The organism is Dendrosporobacter sp. 1207_IL3150 (assembly GCF_036763085.1).
GTDB lineage: Bacteria > Bacillota > Negativicutes > DSM-1736 > Dendrosporobacteraceae > JBAIYU01.
Genome location: NZ_JBAIYU010000010.1, coordinates 517,526 through 544,106, shown reverse-complemented (window position 1 = coordinate 544,106; position 26,581 = coordinate 517,526). Strand labels below are relative to the sequence as shown.

At 41.5% G+C, this 26,581-nt stretch carries 23 protein-coding genes and 1 riboswitch; of the genes, 20 read left to right on the top strand and 3 right to left on the bottom strand.

The window, feature by feature from the left end; genetic code table 11:
• The first annotated feature begins 3 nt into the window (after nucleotides 1-3).
• From V6C17_RS06035 to V6C17_RS06025, 3 genes are all read left to right on the top strand, one after another.
• Nucleotides 4-1,932 carry a TonB-dependent receptor plug domain-containing protein gene (locus V6C17_RS06035; protein ID WP_333521646.1) on the top strand — a complete coding sequence of 643 codons (1,929 nt, stop codon included), beginning with the start codon at nucleotides 4-6 and terminating at the stop codon, nucleotides 1,930-1,932.
• 196 nt (nucleotides 1,933-2,128) lie between these two features.
• The gene (bchH, locus tag V6C17_RS06030; RefSeq protein WP_333521645.1) at nucleotides 2,129-5,860 is read left to right on the top strand and encodes a magnesium chelatase subunit H; all 3,732 of its coding nucleotides are present in this window, start codon (nucleotides 2,129-2,131) and stop codon (nucleotides 5,858-5,860) included.
• Between the two features lie 160 nt (nucleotides 5,861-6,020).
• Entirely contained in the window at nucleotides 6,021-6,458 is a 438-nt protein-coding gene (locus V6C17_RS06025) for a metal-dependent transcriptional regulator (RefSeq protein WP_333521644.1), read from the top strand.
• A gap of 44 nt (nucleotides 6,459-6,502) precedes the next feature.
• Here V6C17_RS06025 and V6C17_RS06020 read toward each other — a convergent pair whose 3' ends face one another.
• Genes V6C17_RS06020 through V6C17_RS06010 form a run of 3 tightly spaced genes read right to left on the bottom strand, consistent with a single transcriptional unit; the run spans nucleotide 6,503 to nucleotide 8,943 of the window.
• Nucleotides 6,503-7,906, bottom strand: coding sequence for a nucleoside recognition domain-containing protein (locus tag V6C17_RS06020; RefSeq protein ID WP_333521643.1), 1,404 nt, complete (start codon nucleotides 7,904-7,906; stop codon nucleotides 6,503-6,505).
• On the bottom strand, nucleotides 7,903-8,676 hold the full coding sequence (locus V6C17_RS06015; protein ID WP_333521642.1) for a FeoB small GTPase domain-containing protein: 774 nt from the start codon (nucleotides 8,674-8,676) through the stop codon (nucleotides 7,903-7,905). Before V6C17_RS06015 ends, V6C17_RS06020 begins: the two co-directional genes overlap by 4 nt.
• Before the next feature lie 15 nt (nucleotides 8,677-8,691).
• Nucleotides 8,692-8,943, bottom strand: coding sequence for a FeoA family protein (locus V6C17_RS06010; protein WP_333521641.1), 252 nt, complete (start codon nucleotides 8,941-8,943; stop codon nucleotides 8,692-8,694).
• A gap of 298 nt (nucleotides 8,944-9,241) precedes the next feature.
• A riboswitch (cobalamin riboswitch) is annotated at nucleotides 9,242-9,424 on the top strand.
• A gap of 425 nt (nucleotides 9,425-9,849) precedes the next feature.
• Here V6C17_RS06010 and V6C17_RS06005 point away from each other — a divergent pair.
• The 17 genes from V6C17_RS06005 (at nucleotide 9,850) to V6C17_RS05925 (ending at nucleotide 26,388) form a co-directional block, all read left to right on the top strand.
• On the top strand, nucleotides 9,850-10,782 hold the full coding sequence (locus tag V6C17_RS06005) for a sirohydrochlorin cobaltochelatase (protein ID WP_333521969.1): 933 nt from the start codon (nucleotides 9,850-9,852) through the stop codon (nucleotides 10,780-10,782).
• 410 nt (nucleotides 10,783-11,192) lie between these two features.
• Complete coding sequence (gene cobI / locus V6C17_RS06000) at nucleotides 11,193-11,891, top strand: precorrin-2 C(20)-methyltransferase (RefSeq protein WP_333521640.1); 699 nt, start codon at nucleotides 11,193-11,195, stop codon at nucleotides 11,889-11,891.
• A gap of 30 nt (nucleotides 11,892-11,921) precedes the next feature.
• On the top strand, nucleotides 11,922-12,893 hold the full coding sequence (locus tag V6C17_RS05995; protein WP_333521639.1) for an ABC transporter substrate-binding protein: 972 nt from the start codon (nucleotides 11,922-11,924) through the stop codon (nucleotides 12,891-12,893).
• The gene (locus V6C17_RS05990) at nucleotides 12,883-13,914 is read left to right on the top strand and encodes a FecCD family ABC transporter permease (RefSeq protein ID WP_442891443.1); all 1,032 of its coding nucleotides are present in this window, start codon (nucleotides 12,883-12,885) and stop codon (nucleotides 13,912-13,914) included. The genes V6C17_RS05995 and V6C17_RS05990 overlap by 11 nt, the downstream gene beginning before the upstream one ends.
• Nucleotides 13,914-14,705, top strand: coding sequence for an ABC transporter ATP-binding protein (locus V6C17_RS05985; protein ID WP_333521638.1), 792 nt, complete (start codon nucleotides 13,914-13,916; stop codon nucleotides 14,703-14,705). The genes V6C17_RS05990 and V6C17_RS05985 overlap by 1 nt, the downstream gene beginning before the upstream one ends.
• 19 nt (nucleotides 14,706-14,724) lie before the next feature.
• Entirely contained in the window at nucleotides 14,725-15,564 is an 840-nt protein-coding gene (locus V6C17_RS05980) for an ABC transporter ATP-binding protein (protein ID WP_333521966.1), read from the top strand.
• The gene (locus V6C17_RS05975) at nucleotides 15,564-16,304 is read left to right on the top strand and encodes an ABC transporter permease (protein WP_333521637.1); all 741 of its coding nucleotides are present in this window, start codon (nucleotides 15,564-15,566) and stop codon (nucleotides 16,302-16,304) included. Before V6C17_RS05980 ends, V6C17_RS05975 begins: the two co-directional genes overlap by 1 nt.
• A 121-nt stretch (nucleotides 16,305-16,425) precedes the next feature.
• The gene (locus V6C17_RS05970) at nucleotides 16,426-16,899 is read left to right on the top strand and encodes a deoxycytidylate deaminase (protein WP_333521636.1); all 474 of its coding nucleotides are present in this window, start codon (nucleotides 16,426-16,428) and stop codon (nucleotides 16,897-16,899) included.
• Nucleotides 16,900-17,285: 386 nt separating this feature from the next.
• The gene (locus tag V6C17_RS05965) at nucleotides 17,286-17,516 is read left to right on the top strand and encodes a FeoA family protein (RefSeq protein WP_333521635.1); all 231 of its coding nucleotides are present in this window, start codon (nucleotides 17,286-17,288) and stop codon (nucleotides 17,514-17,516) included.
• Between the two features lie 41 nt (nucleotides 17,517-17,557).
• Nucleotides 17,558-19,912, top strand: a complete 2,355-nt coding sequence (gene feoB / locus V6C17_RS05960; protein ID WP_333521634.1) for a ferrous iron transport protein B — start codon at nucleotides 17,558-17,560, stop codon at nucleotides 19,910-19,912.
• A 17-nt stretch (nucleotides 19,913-19,929) separates the two neighbouring features.
• Entirely contained in the window at nucleotides 19,930-20,088 is a 159-nt protein-coding gene (locus V6C17_RS05955) for a hypothetical protein (RefSeq protein ID WP_333521633.1), read from the top strand.
• 33 nt (nucleotides 20,089-20,121) lie between these two features.
• The gene (locus V6C17_RS05950; RefSeq protein ID WP_333521632.1) at nucleotides 20,122-21,225 is read left to right on the top strand and encodes a GGDEF domain-containing protein; all 1,104 of its coding nucleotides are present in this window, start codon (nucleotides 20,122-20,124) and stop codon (nucleotides 21,223-21,225) included.
• The gene (locus V6C17_RS05945; protein ID WP_333521631.1) at nucleotides 21,201-21,830 is read left to right on the top strand and encodes an HD-GYP domain-containing protein; all 630 of its coding nucleotides are present in this window, start codon (nucleotides 21,201-21,203) and stop codon (nucleotides 21,828-21,830) included. The genes V6C17_RS05950 and V6C17_RS05945 overlap by 25 nt, the downstream gene beginning before the upstream one ends.
• Nucleotides 21,831-21,941: 111 nt before the next feature.
• Nucleotides 21,942-22,490: a SiaB family protein kinase gene (locus V6C17_RS05940; protein ID WP_333521630.1), complete on the top strand. Its 549-nt coding sequence runs from the start codon at nucleotides 21,942-21,944 to the stop codon at nucleotides 22,488-22,490.
• A 13-nt stretch (nucleotides 22,491-22,503) separates the two neighbouring features.
• Nucleotides 22,504-22,881, top strand: coding sequence for a DUF1987 domain-containing protein (locus V6C17_RS05935; RefSeq protein WP_333521629.1), 378 nt, complete (start codon nucleotides 22,504-22,506; stop codon nucleotides 22,879-22,881).
• A 25-nt stretch (nucleotides 22,882-22,906) separates the two neighbouring features.
• Nucleotides 22,907-24,742 carry a SpoIIE family protein phosphatase gene (locus tag V6C17_RS05930; protein WP_333521628.1) on the top strand — a complete coding sequence of 612 codons (1,836 nt, stop codon included), beginning with the start codon at nucleotides 22,907-22,909 and terminating at the stop codon, nucleotides 24,740-24,742.
• 32 nt (nucleotides 24,743-24,774) lie between these two features.
• Nucleotides 24,775-26,388: a bifunctional diguanylate cyclase/phosphohydrolase gene (locus tag V6C17_RS05925; RefSeq protein WP_333521627.1), complete on the top strand. Its 1,614-nt coding sequence runs from the start codon at nucleotides 24,775-24,777 to the stop codon at nucleotides 26,386-26,388.
• Nucleotides 26,389-26,581: the final 193 nt, after the last annotated feature.

Genomic DNA, 26,581 nt, shown 5'->3' with positions numbered 1-26,581 from the left:
CTTATGAAAAACAAATTAACAAGAATTATCTGTACTACGTTAGCTTTTGGGTTTTTAGCGCTACCGAGTGCACAGGCGGCAGAGTCGGAATTTAGTCTGGATAGATTAGTGATTACTGCTTTACGAGCGGAAATGAAGGATTTAGATACACCTGCAAGCGTAACCGTTAGAACAGGCGAAGAGTTAAAAGCAACGGGTGCATTAACCGTCGCGGATGCATTGCAGTTCATTGAAGGCATTAATATGTATTCGCAAGGACCTTATGGACAATCTGCCGGACGAATGAGCAGCGAAATTGTTATTCGGGGCGCGAAAAAAGGAACGCTTGTCATGGTTAATGGAGCACCTGTTAATATGAACGGTTTATTTCAGCTTGATAACATTCTCTTGGAAAACGTTGAGAAGGTTGAGGTAATTCGTGGTGCAGGTTCGGTTATGTACGGCAGCGAAGCGTTTGGCGGTGTAATTAACATCATTACGAAGAAACAGGTAGATAACTCCATATCCTCTTCTATCGGCAGCTTTGGCCGCCATAGCCATAGCCTCAACCTTCAGGCGGGTAAGCTGGCCTTCAGCGGAAGTCTGGTCGAGGGTGGGGAGACTGGGAATGTTACTTCAACTTCGACTAAATACACCAACTATACTGGCTCGGAAAAAATTAGCCTCAACGGAGCCTATCGTTTTACCGATAAACTAGTGATGAATTATACGCATAGCAAGGACGATATTAATAAAGAAGATATAAGCTTATCCACCAATAATCGCCAGCAGTACTCCAATGACCAGGAGAGTGTGGATCGCTTCTCGTTTCAGTATCAGGATGATACACTCCTGGCTAACGTATATGGTGCTTTTAGGGAAATAGACTATTATACCCGCAATAATGATGGCAGCGTTCCTTTACCCACCATGGGTGGTTATCCTAGGAAGGCTGATGTTCATACAAACTTAAAGACAGCAAAATACGGACTGGATACTAATAAGCAATGGGAGGTCAGAAATAATAAGTATCTGGCTGGAATAACGCTGGAGACCGAAAAATATGAGCAAAACAAAGTAATAATGACAAAAGCTTCAGCTCCTGCTAGTCCGGTTATCACCAATCAACAGACCGGTCCTTTTGAGCGGAATGTAATTGCTTTATACACACAAGCGACCCATCAGATTGACGATGAACGAAAAATTATTCTCGGTGTGCGCGGGCAAAAGACGGAGGCCGAACAGGGAAAAGAGTATACTCAATTGCTGCCACAACTGCAGTACAATGAAAAAATCGGTGAAAGCAGCTCCTGGTTTGTTAATATCGGAAAAGCCTTCCGCCTGCCGACACTGACCGAAATGTATGTGACAAGCGACAGATTTACCGGCAATCCTAATCTCAAGCCGCAAAGTGGATGGTCATATGAGACCGGGTGGAAAAAACAAATTGCAACAGGTGCAGTAAAAGCTACTTATTTTGTGCTTGATATGAATGACTATATCGAAACAGATAGTACGGCTGCTAAGATGTATCAAAACTTTGATCAATATAGAAATCAAGGGCTGGAGGTCAGCTGGGAAGATAAGTTATCCGACAAATTTAGCTATACGGTTGGCGGCGTCGTCAGTAATCCGCAAGCCTACTATAATAGAAATTGGAGCCGTCTGTACAGTCGAGTTCAAGGAACACTAGGACTTCATTATACGCTGGATAAGGTATCGGCTAACTTGTCAGCTAATTATATAACGGACAGAGCCAATGACGCTCCTCCTGCTTTCCCGGTCAGCCTGACGGTAAACTATAAAGCCCAGCCTGAGACCACGGTTTTTGCTACTGTGAGGAATGTATTGAATCGTCATGATGTAACTACAGAAAGTACGCCGTCGTCAATGTCCGGATATTTTTACGGAGCGCCTCGTACCATTGAGATTGGCGTGAAGCATTCGTTTTAACAACAGAAGACCATGTCGGATAGCTATGTAGTCCGGCATGGTCTAGTCTGCGTGATATACAAAACAAGAATGTCCATTTCCTATCAATTAGCATCTATTTGCTTAATCCCGTGTTCATTACTTTGAGGTTGTTTTATATTTGGCAAAAATGGTGTGCCGGAAATATATCGATGAGTTAGGTAAAGGAGTAAAGTAAATGAAATTAGTAGTAATATCTGTCTCTAATGCCGGATTAGCCGATTTAGCTTATGTGAATGGAGACATAGCGAAATCATTTCCTGGCAGTCTGGAAATAAAGTTGTTTTATGCAGCAAAACATATCGATTCAGAGGAGGCAGAGCGAATTCAAGATGCGATTATTGAGGCAGACTGTATTATTCTAGACTTGATGGGAGCTTCGCGAGAATATGAGCAGCTGGTATTTTTGGCTTGCCAAACTTGTAAAGGATATATTGTTCCCTTTGGGGGCGATAATGAAGAAATCCGTTCGCTATTGCGGCTTGGCAGTTTTACCGGTAAGGATATGCGAGCAGGCATGACTTCTGGCGGGCGTGTTTCGCCCGAGGCTATGACCAAGATGATGAACTTAGCCGAAACTTTGGGAAAAGTACTTCCTGTTGGCAAGCTTAAAGACATGAAAAACTATATCCAAATTATCAAGTACTGGAAGAATGCTGAAGAAGAAAATATCCGTAATATGCTCTATCTTATTGGAAGAGACTATGGCGGTATCCGGTCATTCCCAAAACCTCGTGAACCGATTATTATCGACGATACCGGCATTTTAGAGCCGCGTATCTCTCGCTATTATGCCAATGTAGCAGCCTATCGCCGCCATGAGGGTTATGATGAAGATAAGCCGACAATCGCAATATTATTTTATGGTCACAGCTATCCAAACCGGACCCGGGGGTGTGTAGCGGCTTTTATTGAGAAGTTGAAGCCCTTTGCCAATGTGTTGCCGGTTGCTTTTGCCCGTACAACTAATCGAGATTTAGCAACACTTAAGGATATACTGATAAATCAAACCGGTAAGCGAGTCGATTTAGTGGTGAATTTTCTTGCTTTCCGTTTGGGGGCCGGACCTATGGGTGGTGATGCCCAAGAAGCCATTCGACTTCTAGAAGAATTAGATGTTCCGGTAATGCATCCGTATTTTATGTCGCGGCGAGAAGTTAGTGAGTGGGAACAATCGGCTCAGGGTATTAATAGTGCCGAGTTTCTTATTCAGGTTATGCTGCCCGAATTGGACGGGTGTATCGAAACGGTACCGATTGGTGCCCTTGGTACAGCCACCCATAATGCAGAGCTTAATATTGAGCTGCATGAACTTAAGCTTATTGAAGAGCGTGCCGATAAGGTTGCCGCCCGAATTGAAAATTGGATTAAGCTGCGTCGCAAGCCAATTTGTGAAAAGAAAATAGCGGTTATTTGCTACAATTATCCTCCTGGTGAAGATAATCTCTTTGGTGGCGCTTTTTTGGATACTTTTTTATCTGTGGAAAGAATCCTTGCGCTTTTTAAACGAGAGGGGTATATGGTAGATGAAGTCTCAGCTGAAACACTGCAACAAACTTTTACAGCGGGTAAGTTGGTTAATTCCGGCCGCTGGATGGGTGATACAGCTAATGTACCTTTTATTCGATATAAAAGTAAGACGTATAGTGACCGTCTAGGCAGTACTGTATGGCGAGAAAAGCTCGAGCAGCAGTGGGGCTCAGCACCAGGTGAAATCATGACTGAAGATAATGATTTGTTAATTCCAGGATGTGTTTGGCAAAATATCTTCGTCGGCCTTCAGCCAACACGCGGTATTCATGAGCAGCCGGATAAACTTTATCATGACAAAGGCTTACTGCCACACCATCAATATATTGCTTTTTACCAGTGGCTGAAAGAGGAGTTCAAGGCTGATGTAATTGTGCATGTAGGTACGCACGGTACGCTGGAATTCTTGCCCGGAAAAGAGTGTGGCATGTCCGGTGCATGCCTGCCGGACTATTTGATCTCGGATATCCCGCACATATACTTATATTATGCTGGCAATCCAGCGGAAGCTATGATTGCCAAACGGCGTTCCCATGCGTCACTTGTTAGTTATCAATCTCCCGGTTTTACTGAAAGTGAGCTTTATGGCGAACTTGCGGAATTGGAGGGGCTGCTGCAACAGAGAGAAGAGGCAAAAATACTTGATCCGGGAAGAATAGTTGTCTTAGATGAATTAATTCAGAGAAAGGCCAGACTACAACATCTTCCTTGTGACTTAGATGGTCTTGAACAAGAGTTGTTTCGCATGCGCCGGTCACTTATTCCGCAAGGGCTGCATATTTTTGGACAAGGTATGGACTCTGATGCTGCGGTCAATTTTATGAAATTTGTGCTGCGATATGACCGGGGCGAACTTCCGTCTTTGCAAAGACTTATTGCTGAAAACAAAGGCATAGATTATGACATGCTGCTGGCAGCAAATCAGGTGGGAGTACTCAGTAAGCTGGATCAAACTGCTGCTCAAATTGTAGATGAATATGTCCGCACAGGCAAAGTGCCTAGGCAAGATCACAGCACTGGTAAGAATGAGGAAAGCTATCTAGAGGTATTAAAGTACGGCTATAATGCCTATAAAGCGAGCTTGAATTGTCAGGAAGAGTCTGGACTTACGCGAATTCTCGCCGGACGCTATCTGCCGGCGCGATTAGCTGGCGATATGGTACGAAATCCAGCTGTACTTCCAACTGGTTACAACCTGTACCAATTTGATCCGCGTCAGGTGCCAAGTGCAGCAGCCATGGCGCGGGGCTCTCTAATTGCCAAGAATACCTTAGAGCAGTATAGAAAATCAAACGGGGGCTATCCGAAAAGCGCGGCTGTAGTTTTGTGGGGACTGGAGACATCACGCACCCAAGGTGAAACGTTAGGACAAATTCTCCACTATCTTGGAGTTAGAACAATAAACAAGAAAAATCAGTTTGCTGCACGCTATGAAATTATTCCTCAGTCTGAACTGGGACGTCCCCGTATAGATGTTGTAGTCAATATGTGCGGCTTCTTTAGGGACATGTTTCCCATGCTGATAGACGACCTGCACGAGCTTTTCTGTCAAATCGCGGACTTAAATGAAGCTGATGAGGATAATTATTTAAAAGCAAACGCCGCTAAGGTTTTTAATAAGTTGTTAGCAGAAGGTTATGATGAAGAAACTGCAAAAGAATTATCGGCAGCGCGTCTTTTTGGACCAGCGGAAGCTGAGTACGGAACCAAAGTCTCCAAATTGATTGAGCTGAAAAACTGGACTGATGAAAACCTGCTGGCAGAAACCTATGTTAATAGTTTGCAGCATGTATACAGCAAATCCTTTCGTGGTAAAGCTGTTCAAGGGCTGCTAAATACTCATCTGGCAGGGGTAGATCTTGTTTCTCAGGTTCGCAGCAATCATGAATATGAGGTTACAGACCTCGACCACTATTATGAATATTTTGGTGGTTTGTCTAAATCAGTCGAAAGGGCCAAAGGAACAAAAGCTCAGGTTTATATAACTGATACGACCGGCGAAAAAATCCAAACTGAAACGGTTGATCGTTCAATTGATCGAGGAGTGCGGACCCGTTTGCTAAATCCCAAATGGATTGACGCCATGCTGGAGCATTCCTATCATGGGGGCCAGAATATAAATGATAGGTTTGAGAACATTCTTGGTTTGGCCGCAACTACAAATCAAGTCGATAATTGGATTTTTTCCGAATTACATCAAACCTATGTAACTGATCCTCAGATGTCTCAAAGGCTTACGGAAAATAACCGCTGGGCGTATTACAGCATGGTAGAACGACTGTTGGAATGCAGCAAGCGTGGCTACTGGCAAGCAAGTGAAAAAGAACTTGCTGAATTGCGCCGCCTTTATTTAGATCTTGAAGGGGAAATGGAAGAATAGCGGTAACGCATTTCGACGGGTTCGAGCAAAAAATGACTATATAAACCAGAAGAAACACTCAGCCAAAGAGAGTGTTCTTCTGGTTTATATTTTTATAATAAGTAGTCTTTTTTAGCCTTACAAGTCATAAAATATATTAGTTTTGAGTAGGAGGTGCCTTATGCTTTCACCAAGTTTAGAAGACTATCTAGAAGAGATTTATCGTTTATCGCTTACTGCAGGAACGGTAAGGGTAACTGATATAAGCCGCAAACTTCGCGTGTCTTCACCCTCTGTTACTAAGGCCCTTCGTAAATTAATCACATACGGTTATATCACTCATCAGAAATATGGCTTGATCAGTGTAACTGATAAAGGGAAGCAAAAGGGAAGCTTTCTTATTGAGCGTAATCAGACTGTGCAAGAATTCCTAATGCTGATTAGAGCTAATTGTGACATTTCTGCCGAAGCTGAATCAATTGAACATTATCTTTCTAATACTACAATTGATCAGTTTAAATATTTGGGGATGTTTATGCAGAATAATCCTGATATCTATAAACGTTACCTAGAGTTTATTGAATTACCAGAAGTTGAGCAATCTGATATTGATGAATGAATAGAGGGGCTGATATAGCTCCTCTATTTTATGCATTACAAATTTCAAGCAAGACCTAGCAGTCGCGCACTTTGGGCGACAAGGTAGCATACAGCAAAGCCGGCTGCAGTTGGGATGAGAAAAGTTAGGAAGGTCCACTTAGCGCTGCCAGATTCCTTGTAGGCCGATAACAACGCAGTGGTACAAGGCCAGTGCAACAGGCAAAACAGCATAGTGCATAGTGCTGTAAGCCAGGTCCAGCCGTGGTTGATAAAAATTTGGTGTAGTTCTTCTAAAGAATCTACCTCAATCATATAACCTGTTGACAGATAACTCATCAGCAGAATTGGAACAACTATTTCATTAGCTGGCAGGCCTAATATGAAGGCCAGCAGGATAAACCCATCCAAACCGATAGCGTATGCAACAGGCTGTAGGAAATTGGCAAGATGAACGATAACGCTTGCTTCGCCTATGTAGATATTAGCCAAAATCCAAGTTAGTGCCCCAGCGGGAGCTGCCATAATGATGGCTCGTTTGAGGACAAATATAGTCCGGTCAATTAGGGAACGATACAGCACAGCACCAAACTGTGGTTTGCGGTAAGGCGGCAGTTCTAGAACCATTGATGAGGCTTCACCTTTTAGAAGGGTATGCGATAACAGCCAGGAAACTGCAAAAGTTATTAAAACTCCAAGTACTACTAACCCTGTAATCATTAGGGCAACAATTGGTGTTGAGTATTCTTGTGCGAAGGTTCCGCCAACGAGGATAGCCGCTACAGCAATGAGCGTGGGAAAACGGCCGTTACAAGGGACGAAATTATTGGTCAGGATGGCAATTAACCGTTCGCGTGGTGAATCAATAATTCGGCATGATACAATGCCAGCAGCATTGCAGCCAAAACCCATGCACATAGTAAGTATCTGCTTACCGCACGCCTTGCATTTTTTAAAGACATGATCAAGATTAAAGGCTACTCGGGGTAGATAGCCTAAATCCTCTAATAAGGTAAACATGGGGAAGAAAATTGCCATTGGCGGCAGCATTACTGATATGACCCAAGCCAATCCGCGATATAGTCCTAGTACCAATACGCCATGCACCCAAGCGGGGGCATGAAGAGCTTCAAACCAACCAGTGAGAACATCTTGGAAACCGAACAGCGCAGTTGCAAGCATTTGTGAAAGTACGTTAGCTCCCTCAATAGTAATCCAAAGTATTGCTCCTAATAGAGCCAGCATAATTGGATAGCCAAAAATTCGCGAAGTAAGAATATCGTCGACTCGAGCATCCAGAGATTTTGCTGCCGGCGGCTTTGTTACAACTTTTTGCGCAATAGCTTCAGCATTGGCATAAATATCAGTAACAATTTTATCGCCTATAGTATTATTATTCTGAAGACGGATAGAATCCGCCTCCATGCAGACTTCAGCTAAAGTTGTCATGGGTCTAACAACGTTTTTCATACGGCAGCCTCCTTATGCGTCTGGAGGGGATTTAGTTCCAAGTGCAGTGAAATGCTTTCAATAAAGCCTTGATCGCCGTCTAATAATCTTAGGGTAACCCACCGCGGATCTAATTTATGATCAATAAGCCGCTGGATTTTTGGTAAAATTGTTTCAACTGCGGCTTCGACCTCAGGTGAATAGTCGATTCGTTTTGGACAGGGCTTAAGTTTACCATTAGCAAACTGGTACAGTACTGATAGGAGTTCATCTAGTCCTTCGCTATTTCGGGCAGCGGTTGCCACAACAGGCACACCTAGCTCTTTCTCCAGTGCTTTGATATTAACTCTAATGTTTTTCTTACGGGCTTCATCCATTAAATTAACACAGACAACTACATTCGGTGTAATCTCCATAATTTGCAATGCTAGATTTAGGTTACGTTCCAGGCAGGTAGCGTCAAGCACAACCAGAGTAACGTCCGGCCGGCCAAAGCAAATGAAGTCGCGAGCTACTTGTTCTTCAACAGTATGAGCCAAGATAGAATAAGTGCCAGGCAGATCAACTAGTAAGAACGATTGCTCCTGATAGGTAAAAGTACCCTGGGCGTTGTCAACAGTTTTACCAGGCCAGTTACCAGTATGCTGACGTAAGCCTGTTAAAGCGTTAAATACTGTGCTTTTCCCTACATTTGGATTGCCGGCAAGAGCAATGATCAGCTGATTTGCTGCAGAAGCGATACCGAAATGTTCGCGGAGAACCCGCTGCTGTGTTTCTGTGCTAAAGACCACAACTAAACCCTCCCACTAATTATTAGATGTAAATACTTTAATATTGCTTGCGTCATCGTGCCGCAGCGCAATAATCGAATCTCTAACCTTATAAGCAATAGGATCGCCTGAAGGGCTGCGGCGGATGCACTCTACAGTTGTGCCAGGAACCATACCCATATCAAGAATTCTTCTCCTGAGCAGTCCGTGTATCTCTATAGCTGCAACCCAGCAGCATTCTCCTGCGGCTAGTGATGACAAAGCAATAACCTCTGACTTGCTGTTCATGTTATAATCCTCCTATACATTACCTAATGTAAAAATTATTTTTGAAAAACAACATCTAAGTTAGCTCAGTACAACATGGTTAGCTTAAGGTAACAATTTAGGCTAAAAAAAATTAGCTTCGCCTATCTAAGTTAACTCTATACAACTTCATTAACTGAGGCTAACATTTTGCTTTTATGCTGTATGCTATGAAGTACTAAATATAAATGTTACACAAGGGCAACTATTTTCTAGCAGATATTGACTAGAGGGTGGTTAAGTGCTAACATTAACTTAATGACAACCGTCATTTTGATAATTAAATAATTTCGGTATAGGTGCCCGAAAGGGCTTAATAGGGAAGTTCGGTTAAATGCCGGCGCGGTCCCGCCACTGTAATGGGAGAGCAAACTCAAAATATGCCACTGAGACAAAAGTCTTGGGAAGGCTTGAGCGAGCGATGATCCAGAGCCAGGAGAACTGCCTATATGTCAATCACCGTTATACTCACGAGCGATGGGGAAGGGGATTTTGCACACATGTGTATCATCTTCCCAGCTATTTACAATAGCTGGGATTTCTATTGATATTCGATGGACAAAAACCTCCCATAAGGGAGGTTTTTTACATAATCAGGAGATGAATGATTTCCTGATTATGTAAGAATCGCTAAGGTTTATGGCAGATTTAAAAGATTGGCTATAAATCATGCCTTTCTTATACTCTATACGATTGATCGTACTGAGTTTTCATTGCTCAAATAATATGATGTGGTTGCGCCTGGGAACGCGACGCTGTCCTGTTAAGGGACATCCTTTTTACAACACTATTCATTTAGATAATTAATTTCGAGGAGGTTTTGGTTTCAGTCGTTGGCTAAGTTTTTAAAATTAAAATATAAGTAAATGGAAGGATGTTGAACAAGTGATGAAAAATTCAATGAAATTAAGTTTAAGTATTTTATTGATCTGCACTGTGTTGTTAGGAATAGGAGTATTTGGTGCACAAAAAGTAGAGGCAGCAGATTATAAAAAAGCTATTGTAGTAGTTAGCTTTGGTACAACTTTCGATGATTCTCGTGAGTTATGTATCGAAAGTGTGGAGAATAAAATCAAGGAAAATTTCCCGGAATATGACGTGCACCGTGCATTTACTTCCAAAATAGTAATGCAGAGATTAGCTGAACGAAAAATTCAAGTGGATAGTTTAGATCAAGTTTTAGCAAAACTGCAAAAAGAAGGATATAAAGAAGTTATTGTTCAAACAACTCATTTGACTCCTGGTGAAGAATATGAAAACAAGGTTGTTGCGGTAGTTCATAAATATGGCAAAGCTTTCAATAAGATAGCTATCGGACGTCCTCTTTTAACGTTTGATGGCCAGAATGGAACACCAAATGATTTCGCAATTGCGGCTGCCGCATTAAAAAAACAAATGCCTATGCTCCAGTTGAATGATCGCACAGTAGTGTTTATGGGGCACGGTTCACCTCATAAACATAATGTTGCATACGCTAAATTGCAAGAGCAGCTAGATTGTGCAGGTTTTAGTGCAACAGTTGGAGTAGTTGAAGAAAGTGATACCCCGAGCTTTGATGATGTAAAAACTCGACTAAAAGAACAGGGTGTCAAAAGAGTGCTTTTAATGCCGCTTATGCTTGTTGCAGGAGATCATGCAAACAATGATATGGCTGGTGATGAGGAAGATTCATGGAAAAGTCAGCTGATTGCTGAGGGTTACCAAGTCAGCACATATCTTCATGGCTTAGGTGAGAACAGTGCGATACAGGATATCTACGTACAGCACGTAAGAGATGCTATTTGGGGCTTATATAAAGCAAAGCACTCATCTGATAAATAAATCCTTAGACAAATACCTACAGCAGTCTCGAAATTTTTTTCGAGACTGCCTAGGGTTTTTTGTGTTTTTAATGGTATACTTAATTTTGGGTTTTTTATCCGATAACTAATCCGCTCTAATACGCTCCCTTGACTTGCAAGTGGGAGTAAATAGCGGCTAGGTTCCTGGATAAGTTCGGCTAAAATTCAGAATAAGACTCCTTCTGAATTAAGTCTTACTTTATCCTTGCAGCTTTTATAAATTGAACGACTAGGAATATGCCTTGCAGAAATTTACTATAAGGCATATTCCTAGCCGCGGTGGATAAATACCGCTTGCGGTTTTTCCAATTTCAATAAGACTTAATCTCAGCTAAAACTGTTGTGATTAAACAAAATTCGCATTAGCGTTGTTTATTATGGGAGGTAATTATGTCAGGTATTTTTTACGGTGTAGGTGTAGGGCCAGGAGATCCAGAGCTTCTAACATTAAAAGCGATTCAAATTATCAAACAAGCAGATGTCATTATAGCGCCAAAGACTGAAAAGAAAGAGGGAAGTGTAGCCCTGTCTATTGCCAGCCCTTATTTGAAGCCAGATGTCGAGATTATGACCCAGGTTTTCCCGATGGTTTCAGATACCGAGATTTTAACAGAAGCTTGGGAAAGCAATAAAAGCAGCATCCTTGAATTATTAGAAGAAGGCAAAAAAGTAGTTTTTTTAACACTAGGCGACCCAATGTTTTATAGTACCTATATCTATGTATTTAGGCTGCTGGAACACTCAGGATACCCAATTGAAACAATTCCTGGAGTTACTGCATTCTGTGCAATTGGCAGTAAGCTTGGCTATCCGCTTGTGGAAGGTAATAATATTTTGAGCATTATTCCTGCTACAATCGAAGAGGAAAAATTAGAGCAGGCTTTAAATATGTCTGATAACGTAGTATTAATGAAAGTTTATAAAAACTACAATGAAATAGTCGAAAAGCTTAACCGTCATAATCTTGCAGATAAGGCTGTAATGATCAGCCGCTGCGGTCTGCCAGACGAGGAAGTGGTTCGTGAGTTAAGCTGCACTGATGATAAAAAAATCAACTATTTATCAACAATTTTATCACGCCGGAGTTAACATTGCGGGAAGAAGTGAGGTGGCGGTGGGATGCAAGTTAAAAAGATAAAACAGCTGCTTGCAGTATGTCTGACACTCATAGTTGTAATTCTGACCGGCTGTGGGCGGACAGAAGCTCCGGCAGCAAAGAATGACCAAAAGTCATTTCTCACAGTAACCGATGATGCCGGGCGTACAGTATCACTAGAAAAAAAACCTGAAAGGATAGTTGTTTTATCAACGTCCTTTCTTGAACTTTTATATGCTGTCGACGGAAAGGCCGTTGGCCGTCCTAGCTCTAAAACTAGCGAGCTTCCGGCAGCTGCCCTAGACGCAGCCGAAGTAGGTTATGTGTATAATATTAACATTGAAAAGGTAGTTGCATTGCAGCCTGACTTAGTAATTGCTTTTCAGGGAATACACGATAAGCTGCTGCCTGTTCTAGAAAGCAATAAAGTACCGGTGATATTAGTTCGGATGAAAACCTATCAAGATATTAACGATAAAGTTAAACTTTTTGGCGTTATCGCTGGTACTGAAAGCAAAGGAAATCTAGCTTCGCAAGAGATTGACGCTAAGATAAACACCATTCTGGCAAAGGTACCTGCGAAAGAAAAAAGTGTCGTAATATTACATGCGACTGCCAAAAGTGTGACGGTAGAATTAGAAAACAGTATTGCCGGCAGTGTTGCAAAAATGCTTAAACTTAAAAACGTTGCTGCTGGAAGCAAGGCGCTCGAGAGTGACCAGGATGCTACCCCTTACAGCCTGGAAAAATTGGTGGAAAGCAATCCTGATAAAATTTTTATCGTAACTATGGGGCAAAGTGCTGAGGTTGAGAAGCGGATGAAGGCTGATGTAGAAAGCAATCCAGCTTGGTCAGCATTAGATGCAGTTAAAAATCAGCAGGTGTATTTTCTCCCACAGGAATTTTTCTTGCTTAACCCGGGCTTAAAGTATCCTGATGCTGTAGAATACATGGCCAAGCTTGCTTACCCTGAGGTATTTGCCAATGGCCGATAATAGGACAGAGCACTCAGTATTTAAATTTTTTAACTTTCCTGTTTCAAGAATAGTTTGGCGGTTAAGTATCTTAGTTTTATTTGCGATACTTGCAATAAGCGGGATAATTATCAGTTTAGTTAAAGGGGCAATTTATATTGCTCCAGAACAAATATTAAGTATCATACTAGCTGAGCCAAGTGACGCTAAAAGTCAGGTCATATGGAATATTCGTCTGCCGCGGACTCTGGTAGGGGCCTTGGTTGGAATGAATTTGGCACTTTCGGGAGCAATTCTGCAGGCCGTTATGCGTAACCCCTTAGCCGATCCCCATATTATCGGTATATCATCCGGAGCTGGTTTAGCCGGGGTTGCAGTTATGATTCTTTTTCCAAAGATGGAATATCTAATAACCCCTATAGCTTTCGTAGGAGCTATGGCAGCAGCTGTGGCTATCTATATTTTGGCCTGGAAAGGCGGGATCAGGCCTATCCGGATTATATTAGCTGGTGTAGCTGTATCAGCCTTTTTAGGATCAGGAATTTCAGCTTTAATGATTTTTTACAGCGACCGCGTGCATGGGGCACTAATGTGGATGGTTGGAGGTTTATCCGCCCGCAGCTGGCCTCATGTAGATGTTATTCTTCCCTATGCTGTATTAGGCGGTCTATTAGCAGTCCTTGGATCAACCAGGCTTAATGTTCTGCAGCTTGGTGATGATATGGCCCGCGGACTGGGACTCAATGTTGAGGTTACCCGTCTGTTAATGACCGCTGTTGCTGCCTTGTTGGCGGCAAGCGCAGTTAGTGTAGCAGGTCTTTTGGGGTTTGTCGGTTTAGTTGTACCCCATGCGGCGCGGCTCTTAATAGGTTCAGATTACCGTTATTTACTTCCGGCGTCAGCGCTATTAGGGATTAGTGTAGTAACTTTCAGTGATACACTAGCTCGTACCATGCTTGCGCCTGTAGAACTTCCAGTAGGAATAATCATGGCCTTCTTCGGCGCTCCATTTTTCCTCTTTTTGCTAAGGAGGGAATTGTGATGGCAATTTTAGAAGCCAAAAAATTAAATGTAGCAATCGGCGATAAACATATCATCAAAGACTTAAGCATAGCCGTTCCGGCTGGAAAAGTAACGGCTATTATCGGGCCTAACGGTTCGGGTAAAAGCACACTTTTAAAAGTATTGTCTAGGGTTTTAAAGCCGCAGTCTGGTGAAAGTTATTTTGACGGTAATAATCTAAGTTCGATACCAGCGAAGGAATTAGCAAGCCGGCTTGCTGTACTTCCTCAAACTCCGCAATCACCGCCTGACTTAACAGTAAGGGATCTGGTTGAACACGGTCGGTTTCCCCACCGGAGTTGGTGGAAAAGCTTGTCAAACGAGGATAAAGCAGTTGTAGATTGGGCGCTGCATCAGACCGGTGTATTTGATATGTCAGACAGGCTGGTAAGCACCTTGTCTGGAGGTGAGCGTCAGCGGGCTTGGATCGCCATGTCACTGGCTCAGCAGCCACAAGTGCTGATGCTGGACGAGCCAACAACCTATTTGGATATATGTCATCAGCTGGAAGTTATGCAGCTTGTTGCTAAATTAAATGGTGAAAATGGCATTACAGTAGTTATGGTTCTGCATGACATAAACCAAGCGGCTCAATATGCTGATTATATAGCCGTTGTCCGTGAAGGGGAGATTTTTGCAGCCGGCTGCCCGCCACAGGTAATTACAAAAGAACTGCTTCGAGAAGTTTTTCGAGTAGAAGCGGAATTTCTGCCAGCCGAGAATGGTCGTCCAACCTTCTTGGTAAAGGGCTTGGCAAATTATGAAACATGAAAAGGCTGAGGGAAGTAGAATGATTGTTATTGATGGCTTAGTAAAAAGATTTGATGACCGTACGGTTATAGACCATCTTAACTTACAAATAAATAAAGGTGAGACTTTTGGCCTGCTCGGACCGAATGGTGCCGGAAAGACAACTACTATCCGGATTCTTACAATGCTTACAAAGGCTACAGCCGGGCAGATAAAAATTGCCGGACTTAATCTTCCAGTCGATGAGCAGAAGATTAAGGCTATTATCGGCGTAGTGCCGCAGTTTTTTAATTTAGACAGTGATTTAACTGCGCGGGAAAATTTAGATTTGCACGGGCGGCTGCATCATATACCTAAAGACGAGCGTAACAGGAGAATTACGGAGCTTTTAAAATATGTAGAGTTGTCAGATAGAGAAAACGACCGAGTAAACACTTTTTCCGGTGGCATGAAGCGTCGATTGATGATCGCCCGGGCTTTGCTTCATCGTCCTCAGGTGTTATTCCTAGATGAACCAACAGTTGGTCTTGATCCACAAGTTAGAAGGCGGCTTTGGGATTTGATCCGCAGAATGAACGAAGAAGGTTTGACTGTATTATTAACAACTCATTATATTGAAGAAGCTCAGCATCTTTGCAAGCGAGTAGCAATTTTGGAGAAGGGTAAACTGATTGCTTTAGATTCGCCTGCCGCACTTTGCCAAGGACTTGGTGAATATGTGGTAGAATGGTCTGATGGTGAGAATACCGAATCGCGGTTTTTTGCTAATCGCAATGAGGCCGCCCAGTTTGCAGCAACACTCACCTCGACCGCGACTATTCGTCTTTCAAACTTAGAGGATGTGTTTGTCGAGTTGACAGGACGAAAGGTGGTAGGCTAGTGGTTGTAGATATATGGACGGTATTTTGGCGTGATTGGATAGTACTTAAACGACGACTGAGCCGCTACATTCTATCAAGAATGATTTCCCCAATGCTATATCTGGTTGCATTCGGCTGGGGTCTCGGGAAAAGTATTCAGGTAGGCCAGGGCAGTTATCTAGACTTTATTGTACCGGGTATTGTTGCTTTGAACTCTATGACGATCAGCTTTAATGCGGTAGGCACACCTCTTAATATGAGTCGTATTTATCATAAAACCTTAGAGGAATATTTGATTGCTCCTATCGGGGCGGCTTCCTTTGTTATTGGCAAAGTATTGTCCGGGATTTTACGAGGCCTTATTTCCTCAGCGGTACTTATTATAATGGCTTATATTTTTGGCGCTAATTTTAGTGTTAATGCCTGGTTTATTCTCATCCTTATCTTAAACTGCGGAATATTTGCTGCCTTAGCGCTAGTTGCGGCTATGAGCCTTGATACGCATGAGGATATGGGGAATTTTAATACATATGTACTATTGCCGATGTCCTTTCTGTGTGCTACTTTTTTCACTCCCAAACAACTGCCTGACGCAGCTCGCTTTGTTATCGAGCTGCTGCCGTTAACTCATGCTAGTCAAGCACTTAGGAGCAGCGCTGCGGACAGCGGTGTAGCAATTACTTCGCTATTCGTCATGATTGGCTATTTGCTTGTTTTCCTTAGTATTGGTATTTGGCAAGTCAAAAAAATACGCGAATAATGCATTATTTTACAGGTGATTTCTTTGTAGCAATTTTAGCGAAATAACATATACTAAATCACTACCAAAATACAAAGAGATGGCATTCTGGCAGCGCTAGCATGGAAAGGGGAATGTTGTTTTGAGTGATAAAAGGCCAGCATGGGATGAATATTTTCTCGAGATTGCTGAGATAGTATCAAAAAGATCAACTTGCTTGAGGCGTCGTTATGGCGCTGTCATTACAAAAGATAATATTATTTTGAGCACAGGCTATAATGGCGCCCCGCGAGGTGAAAGTAACTGTTGTGATAAAGGAACTTGCCGCCGCGAAGAACTGCACGTACCTAAGGGCGAAAGATACGAACTTTGCGTCGCCGTTCACGCTGAGCAGAACGCAATGATAAATGCCGACCCGATTGAAATGAAGGGTGCGACAATCTATGTTGCAGGCTTTAATGATGATGGAACGGCAGCCTCTGGTGAACCGTGCCTTTTATGCCGCAGGATGATAAGGAATGCAATGGTTGAGCGAGTAGTATATTATGATAAGGATGGAAAACTAATATCATGTAATCCGAGCCAGCTTTTAGCTGGAGGAGCCTGCCAAAGATAATATGAAAAGATGTTGCCGCGATTTTTTATCGCGGTTTTTTATTTGCTTGTTCCAAGACGAACTGTGAGAGGTATCTGGCTGATTGCGTAAGACTTGACTGACGGATAGGGCGGTTTTAACATTGTAAAAATCTTGATAAAGAATGTTTATTGTTAACTTTGATATTGAGAATAATTATGCTTATTCTCAATTGCCAGTCATTGCCTAGTGTTTTCGATACATTATGTTGAATTATGAGAATTATCAGTCACTACAAGGGGTGATTAACCCTGATTCTTTAAAAAAATGATGTAAAAAATGTCAATATTTATATTGACACTGACAAGCATTCTCATTTATAATACAATCAATGAAAACAATTATCAATTACGCGGAGGCGATACATAGTGTCTAAAACGTTGAGTCAACTACTGCCTGGTGAATTTGGCATTGTAAAGAAGGTTAACGGCGGTGGTGCTGTTACAAGACGAATTGTTGATATGGGTGTCATTGCGGGAACGCGTATCGAAGTCAAGAAGTATGCGCCACTAGGTGATCCAATTGAAGTAAAGCTAAAAGGTTTCAATATGTCACTAAGAAAATCAGAAGCTGATTTAATAGAAGTCGAACCGGCTTAAGATAAATAGATGAGAGGGTGATTGATGTGGGAGGAGCAAGTTTGACGGTTGCTTTAGCGGGCAATCCAAACTCAGGCAAAACTACAATCTTTAATAATATTACTGGATCGAGGCAGCATGTTGGTAACTATGCTGGGGTTACGGTTGAACGCCGCGAAGGATCTTGCCGTTATCAAGGTAAAAATTTGATGGTGGTGGATTTACCGGGAACATATAGTTTGACGGCGTATTCACTTGATGAAGTGGTAGCGAGAAACTTTATTGTTGATGAGAAGCCTGATATTATCGTAAATATTCTTGATGCCGCTAACTTAGAGCGCAACTTATACTTGGCGGTTCAGTTATTAGAATTAGAACGTCCAGTAGTATTGGCACTCAATATGGCTGATATGGCTGAAAAAGCTGGCATTCAAATTAATGACAAGTTACTAGGTGAAAAACTTGGCTGCCCAGTAGTTAGAACAGTAGGCAGCAAAAAACAAGGCATGGAGGATTTACTCCAAACAGCAGTAGCTCAGGGTGAGGCTCAGGATAAGAAAACATTCAATATTAACTATGGTGAGCAAATTGAAACAGCTATTTCTGAGCTTGTCAGCGCGCTATCGTCAGTGCAGAGTCTGAAGTATCCTAAACGTTGGCTTGCAGTAAAACTTTTAGAAAATGATAAAGAAGTGCTTAATGCATTTAGTGATAACACTGAGTGCCAAAGTTTAGTGGCACATGTAGAAGGACTGCGTCGAAATCTAGCTGGAGTGCTTGGTGAAGAACCTGAATTGGCGATTGCAAGCATTCGTTATGGATTTGTTGCTGACGTATATGGTGAAGCTGTAAATGCCGGACTTGGCAGTGAAAGCACATCAGATAAGATTGATTCTATACTTACTAATCGTTTGCTAGGTCTACCAATATTTTTTGGTTTAATGTGGCTATTGTTCAATATGGTGTTTACTGTCGGCGCGTACCCACAGGGGTGGCTTGAAGAGGGCGTAACCCTCTTAGGTGAGTGGGTCGGTCAGCATATGGCTGAAGGCGACCTGCGGTCTCTAGTTGTAGATGGTATTATCGGCGGTGTTGGCGGTGTAATTGTCTTCTTACCAAATATTTTGCTATTATTCTTAGGTATTTCGATACTTGAAGATTCTGGTTATATGGCTAGAGCAGCTTTTGTTATGGACCGCATTATGAGAACAGTAGGTCTGCACGGCAAGTCGTTTATCCCGCTTTTGATTGGTTTTGGCTGCAGCGTTCCAGCAATAATGGGCGCAAGAACGTTAGAAAATCGAAACGATCGAATGGTAACAATACTTGTTTCGCCGCTAATGAGCTGCAGTGCTCGTTTGCCTGTATATACACTGCTTATTGCTGCTTTCTTCTCAGCTGAGTCTGCTGGTTCGGTGCTATTTTCAATCTATGTTCTCGGTATAGCTTTAGCAATTCTAATGGCTTTTGTTTTCCGCAAAACACTTTTCCCTGGTGCGGCTGAGCCTTTTGTTATGGAGCTGCCTCCTTACCACATGCCAACGGCACGCGGTATTATGATGCATATGTGGGAACGCAGTATGTTATATCTGCGTAAGGCAGGTACTATAATTCTTGCGGTATCAATTCTAGTATGGTTTTTAACTAACTATCCGGCAGAAGTTGAATACAGCAAAGACTTCGGTCAGTTGACTGCACAAGTTGAAACTACTTTTGATGAGAATGTTAAAAATAGTATTTTGGCTCCGCTTAGCCTTGAAAAACTTGAGGACAATGAAATCTTAGCCTCTATGGTTGCTAGTATTCAGGCTGTGGAAGAAGAATATAATACTGCTTCTGAAGAAGCTGGCGAAGATACAGCTATGTTGGCTGCTTTAGATACTGAAAAAGAAGTTAAATTACAAGAGATAGAAGCGTCTAATCCAGAATTGTATACTTTTGCTCAACAATATATTGGATTCGAAACAGCAAAAGAGGATGAAATTGGAGCACTTGAGCAAGACCAAGCTAGTGAGAAACTTGCTGGCAGCTATGCTGGACAGTTCGGACATTTCATTGAGCCAGCTATTAGACCACTAGGCTTTGACTGGAAAATAGGCGTTGGTTTATTTGCCGGCTTTACAGCCAAAGAAGTGCTGGTAAGTACCATTGGTACTATCTATAGTATTGGTGATGCTGACGAAACTTCCAGTGATTTAAAATCAGCTTTACTAGCAGATCCTCATTTTACTCCGCTTGTTGCTTATGCGTTAATGGCCTTCGTGCTTATCTATTCTCCTTGCCTAGCAGCAATTGCCGTAATTAAACGTGAAACTAACTCCTGGAAATGGGCTGCGTTTAGCACAGTGTATACCACAACACTTGCTTGGGTAGTAGCGTTTGCAATATACCAAATCGGTACCTTTTTGGGGTACTAAAATATTAGGAGGCTAGCATGGAAAAGTTTGTTTTAGCCGCAGTCGGACTAACGGCTTTAGGATATGTAGCTTGGATAGTTTGGCGACAGGCTTGGGGCAATAAAGGTTGTAATTGCTCCTCTGGAGAATGCTGCCAGAAAGATAAGAAAGAGTGCTTCCCGGAGCGTAAAGAGTAGACATTGTTTTTAGTTCACAGGGAGGAAGCCTTTATGAAATTAGAAACAAAGTTGAGGATAGTTTACTTAGGGATTGCTTTAGCTCCGTTGACTGTGATTTTGGGAATGACAATGGATACCTTTATGCACTCTGATAAATATTTTAATCAAGTTTTGGCGGCAGCACTAGCTGCCGCCCTTTTACTAGGTTTGCTTTCGCCGTGGCTGACAGCCCGTTGGCTTATTGGCTCTCAGTTGGCTAATATAAAACTATTTTGTACTAAAGTTAAAAATGGGGAATATCTAATTGAGCTGACTGTACCTAATGAACAAAATCATAAAGACAGCGAAAATGAAATGGTTTCTTTAATGCGTGATATGAATTGGATGGCTCGTCAGATATATATGAGGGAAAGAGTGCTGCAGCAAACCATTTCAGAGCTGAATCATTCGCGTCACGAGATATCACAGCAAAAAGCAGTTTTGGAGCAGGCAAATTATGAATTGACCGAAACCCAGATGTCGTTGCAGCAGAGGACAGATGAGCTCGAAAAAGCTTGCCAAAGGATGCAAGTTATGGCTATGACAGATCCGCTTACTCAAATTGCTAATAGACGATGGTTTTTTCACGAGTTGGAACGTGAGTTTTGTGGGCTAACGCACAACAGCCAGCCACTTTCATTGCTCATATTAGATATTGATCATTTCAAAAAAATAAATGACCATTATGGTCATCAAGCTGGCGATAAAGTCCTTGTGGAACTGGCATCAATAATACGCAAGACTGTTCGCAATACAGACTTGGTAGCCCGCATTGGTGGCGAAGAATTTGCCGTACTCTTGCCTGGCACTGACGCTAATGGCGCAAAAAGTGTAGCTGGAAAAATTCAAGCTTCAGTTGCAGCTACGTTATTTTATTCCGCTAATCAAGATTTAATTAAGCTTACAGTTTCAATTGGAATGTGCAGTCTAGCTCGTCCGCCTTTTCCTACGCTGGATTCGTTCTACAACTTTGCTGATCAGGCTCTTTATCAATCTAAAGATAGCGGACGTGATGCCATTAGCATCTACGACATGCAGTCAGCGGCTATTTGTAAATTAAATTGCTGCAAGGAAAGAGGAGGGAATGAGCTTTGTTATCGCACCCGTTATTGTTAGATGATTTACACCAGTTAGTAGACGCATTAGCCGCAGCCTTAGATGCGAAAAGCTCATATACTTGCGGTCATTCTGAGCGTGTAGCTGATTTGTCACTTTTAATTGCACAGAACTTGGGGCTTACTGAAGAAAAAAAGCAGCTTATCCATATAGGGGCTCATTTGCATGATATCGGAAAAATTGGTATTCCTGATGAGGTGCTAAATAAACCTGGTCGGCTCACAGATGAACAATTCGCCGTCATTAAACAGCATCCAGTGATAGGATTTAATATCGTAAATAAGGTTAAGACCTTTGAAGTAATTTCTGATATTGTTCGTTATCATCACGAAAGATATGATGGCAAGGGTTATCCTGATGGGCTGAAAGGTTTTGATATTCCATTTGGGGCAAGAATCGTAGCTGTTGCTGATTCATACGATGCTATGACCGCTCCAAGAATTTATCGTCCTTGCTTTACCCAAGAAGAAGCTCTTGATGAAATTAAGCGCTGCAGAGGCAGTCAATTTGATCCAGAAGTGGTTGATTGCTTTATTGATGCAATGCAAAAAGAGAAGTATTTAGACAGAATGAATTATAATAAATTTGAATATATGTTTGGCTAACTGCCTCGGCTTATGCCGAGGTTTTTACATATGTTTTACAGCTAGTGTAAAAGGATATTTATGTAATTCGCCGAATTATTATCAAATATGACAATTATCGGAGGTAAGACAATGCTAAAGAATAAACTGTTAGATTTACAACGCGGAATGAGAGAGCATGGCGTATTAATCAGTTTTTCTGGGCGGTTTTCTCAAGGTATTATTGAAGAACTTGGCAATGCAGTAAGAATTTACATGGAAAATGACCAAAAGCCTAAAAATGCTATTCATAATGTTTTTGCTATTTTTATTGAACAGACTCAGAATATAAAAAATTATTGTGTTAGTAAACAAAATTATCCATCCTCTGAAATTATCGCAAACTCCGGCATAGTTACAATCGGCAAAAATGATGAATACTATTTTATTTGTTCCGGTAATGTTATTGAAAATGGTGATGTAGCCCTTCTAGCCGAAAGAATAGCTGGTATCAGCGGTCTAGATAAAGATGCCCTTAAAAAGCTTTACAAAGAAAAGATCCGGCAAGAAGTAGCACCAGATGCTGTAGGTGCAGGAATAGGCTTGATTGATATGGCTCGCAAAGCTACTCAGCCTCTAGAATACAGCGTTATTAAGCTCGACGATTCTTATTCTTATTTCACTCTAAAAGTTGTCGTTTAATTCAGGAGGTACTATGAATAAATTATATATTGAGCAAACCAAGGGAACACCAGAAGTTAATTTAGATCCTGAGAGAAATATTCTAGAATTAAATGGTCAAAGTTATCCAGAGAATGCTTATAAGTTCTACGAGCCAATATTTGCCTGGATCGATGAATACTTTGCCCAAACTGATGCCGAAGTACTGGTAAAACTAAATCTGCCATACATAAATACTAGCAGTTCAAAGTGCATTATGATGCTTCTTGACAAGTTAGATGAGGCATATAGTGACGGCAAGCGTATTAGAATCGACTGGTATTACGACGAGGAAAACGAAAGCGAACTAGAGTGTGCAGAAGAATTCCAAGAAGATGTTTCTCTGCCATTTGAAATAATTCCAATAAAATAAGAAAGATAGGCAAAGGAGATAATTTATGCCTAGGCCTGAAAATGACAATGAAAAAAATTCTGTTCTCTATGATAAGAGTACGTTTAAGGTAATAGCCATTGCCTGCGTAATGTTTGTCCTAACAATATTTTTCATGGGCGGAATAAGCTACTTTATTGCTCAGGATGCAATTGTTGCAAAATTAAAGTCCCGTGATCTTGTATATATAGTTGACTCAATTGCTGATAAGATTGACAGCCGGATTGAGCGCGCCAAAGAAACTTCATTAATAATGGCTAGAGATCCGTTTATACTTTCATGGGTTAAGGGTGGGGAAAAGGACGATACCTTAGGTGAACCCATTCGAAGTAAACTTCAAGAGATTGCTAAACTATATGATTATAGCAATACCTTCGTCGTAAGTGCAGTCACACATCAATACTGGGGTGAGAGCGGCAAGGCTATGGGCGTCATGACTGAAGATAATCCCTTAAACGCCTGGTTTTTTGAAGCCTTAGAATCCAAAAAGCAAGTATTTGTGAACCTTGACTACAGCGATGAGCGTAAAAAAACCTTTGTGTTTGTTGATGTTCTTATGGGAGAAATTGCAAACCCTGTAGGAGTTGCTGGGGTAGGTTTGGATTTAAACGATGTTGCTAATGAATTTCAATCATATAAAAGGATTGAGAAAAGCAACTTATGGCTTATCGACCGAAGCGGGAAAATTCTTCTGGCGGCAGATGTTAATCATAATGGCAAGAATATTACCGATTTTATCCCTGAAGCCGTAAAGGACAATATGCTTCTTAGTCTTGAAAATTCGCGTACTCCGGTTAACGTAACTGAGTATAAAGATGAAAGCGGGCTTACTTTTGATCTCGCTTGTAAGTCGATGCGATCAACTGATTTAAAACTGGTCTTTCAACTACCACGCAGCGAAAGTATTTCTGTGCTGCAGTCAATAAAGACTAACACCCTATTTGCTGGAGCTGTGGCGTTAATTTTAGCAATCATAATTTTTTATTTAATATCTTATAAAATTGCTAATCCGTATAAGCGCGCCCTATTATTAACAAATGAACTTGAGACTAAGGTTTCCGACAGGACGCGTGAACTTGCAGAACAAAATACTAAGATAATTGATAGTATTAATTATGCAAAACGGATTCAGGAGTCAGTGTTGCCAGCACCGCAAGAGTTAACAGCTGCCTTTAAAGAATCTTTTGTTATCTGGAAGCCGCGCGACATTGTAGGTGGCGATTTCTATTGGTTGCGTCGCCGTAATGATGAAGTTATTATTGCCGTAGGTGATTGTACTGGGCATGGAGTTCCCGGAGCACTTATGACCATGACGTCGATATCAATACTCAATCAAATTTACGATGAAGTCTGTAATGATGATCCTGCGCTTATATTGAAAGAACTAAATATTCGCCTAAAGCAAACGCTGTATCAGGGCGACAACTCACATGGTGCGGATGATGGCCTTGATATTGGTATCTGCCATATTAAAGGCAGTAGTGTAGTTTTTTCTGGTGCTAAAATATCACTATTTATTAGTACTAAGAATGAAGTAAACGAACTTAGAGGAGACCGTCGGAGCATCGGCTATCAAAGATCGGATGGAAAATGGGAGTTTACTAGCAATTCTATTACAGTTACACCCGACACAACCCTATACTTTACGACCGATGGCTATATAGATCAGAATGGCGGCGAAAAAGATTACTCTCTCGGCAAAAAGAGATTACGAGATGTTATGGCTAAGATTAAGGATATGCCGCTTACTAAGCAAAAAGCGGAGTTTGAAACGGCATTGACGCAGTATATGGCTGATGAAGCACAGCGGGATGATATAACGGTTGTTGGATTCAAAATCTGAAGTCCAATTCTATGGGCTGCGGGAGAGATAAAATGATAAGTAAAGATTTCGAACGCGAGCTGTTTGAAAGCGAAATAAAAACTCTAGAATCCGCACGTGCTGAGGTAGCAGATGCAAAGTACAAGGATAACGAGTTGTTGTCGAGCTACAACAAGCTTATAAAAGAATACGATAAGCTGCTTAAGCTGACTCGAAAAATCTTTAAGATTAGCGATAGTCAGGGGAAAAGCCTAAAACAGCGCGAATATGAGGTGAAGAATCTACTAAACAATGCCAATCAAGGTTTCTTAACTTTTGGCAGTGATTTAATTATCAATAAAGAATATAGTGCTGAATGCTTAAAGATTTTCGAGAAAAAAATTAGTAGTTTAAATGTTGCGGATATACTTGCCGATAACGAACAACAACGACATAATATCGAACAAATTTTGCGATCAGTATTTGACTGTTATGATCCGGACCAGAAGCTAAGTCATCTACGTCAGCTTCCGAGGGTTCTTAAGCTTGATGATAAATATATAAACTTAGAATGCAAAATTATCGAGCAGGATACAAGTGAAACTGATCAGACGGTATTAATGCTGATTTCGACCGATGTTACAGAAAAGCAGCGTGCAGAACAGACCATAAAATACTTGAGTTATCATGACAAGCTTACTGGTCTTTATAATAGGGCATATGTAGAGCAGCATTTAGACCAAATAGAATGCACCAGTAATAGACCGATCAGTGTTATTTTAGCTGATATGAACGGTCTTAAAATAACCAATGATGTATTCGGGCACGATAAAGGCGATAGATTGCTTATTCAAGCAGCTCAGCTGCTGATTAAGTGCTGCCGTAAAAATGACATTATTGCGCGTTGGGGCGGTGATGAGTTCTTCATCATACTGCCTAATACTGACGCGGACTCCTGTGAGAAAGTTTGTGCTAGAATAAAAGAAGCCTGCAAACAAGTACCACCAGATCCAATTGAAATGAGTATCGCTCTTGGGAGTGCGTCTACCGACAGCATATCGGCAGGTATATTTGAATTGTTCAGTATAGCCGAAACCAGGATGTACAGCAACAAGATTATTGAAAGTAAAACTATTAGAAAAAATATCATTATGAAAATGGAACAGGCTTTGGAAGATCGCTGTTTTGAAAACCATGGTCATACTAAGAGATTAAAACTTAAAGCAGCTATGTTCGCTGAGCTTCTTGGGTTTGGTGAAGGTTCACCTGAGAGCAAAAACTTGGAGTTATTAACAATGCTGCATGACATAGGGAAAGTGGCTATACCTAAAGAAGTTTTAGGTAAGCCTGGACCATTAACGTCTGCTGAATGGGATATCATAGAGGCGCATAGTGAAATTGGTTATCGTATGGCTCAATCAATCGGCGAACAAGTTGTAGCTGAGGCAATACTAGCAATGCACGAGCGCTGGGATGGAACTGGTTATCCATACGGACTAAAAGAAACTGAGATCCCGTTGATTACACGAATAACTGCAATAGTTGATGTTTTCGATATTCTTACTCATGACAGACCTTATAAAAAGGCATTAACTAAAAGTGAAGCACTAAAGGAGATTATCGAATCAGACGGCCAGTTTGATCCGCATTTAGTAAAAATATTCGTCGAAAACATAGATAAATGGTAGAGATACACCTTTCTAAAAACAGTGCAGAGAGGATCTAAGTAGAATTTTAGCGCGATAATCATCGCGCTTTTTTGTTTTTGTAACCCTTTGCGACCTTTGTGTTCTTTGTGTTCTTTGCGGTTAACCGTAATCTTTCACTTGTAATGTTGTTTGCATAAAAACTATGGCTATTGAGAATGCTTAGCGTGAAGGT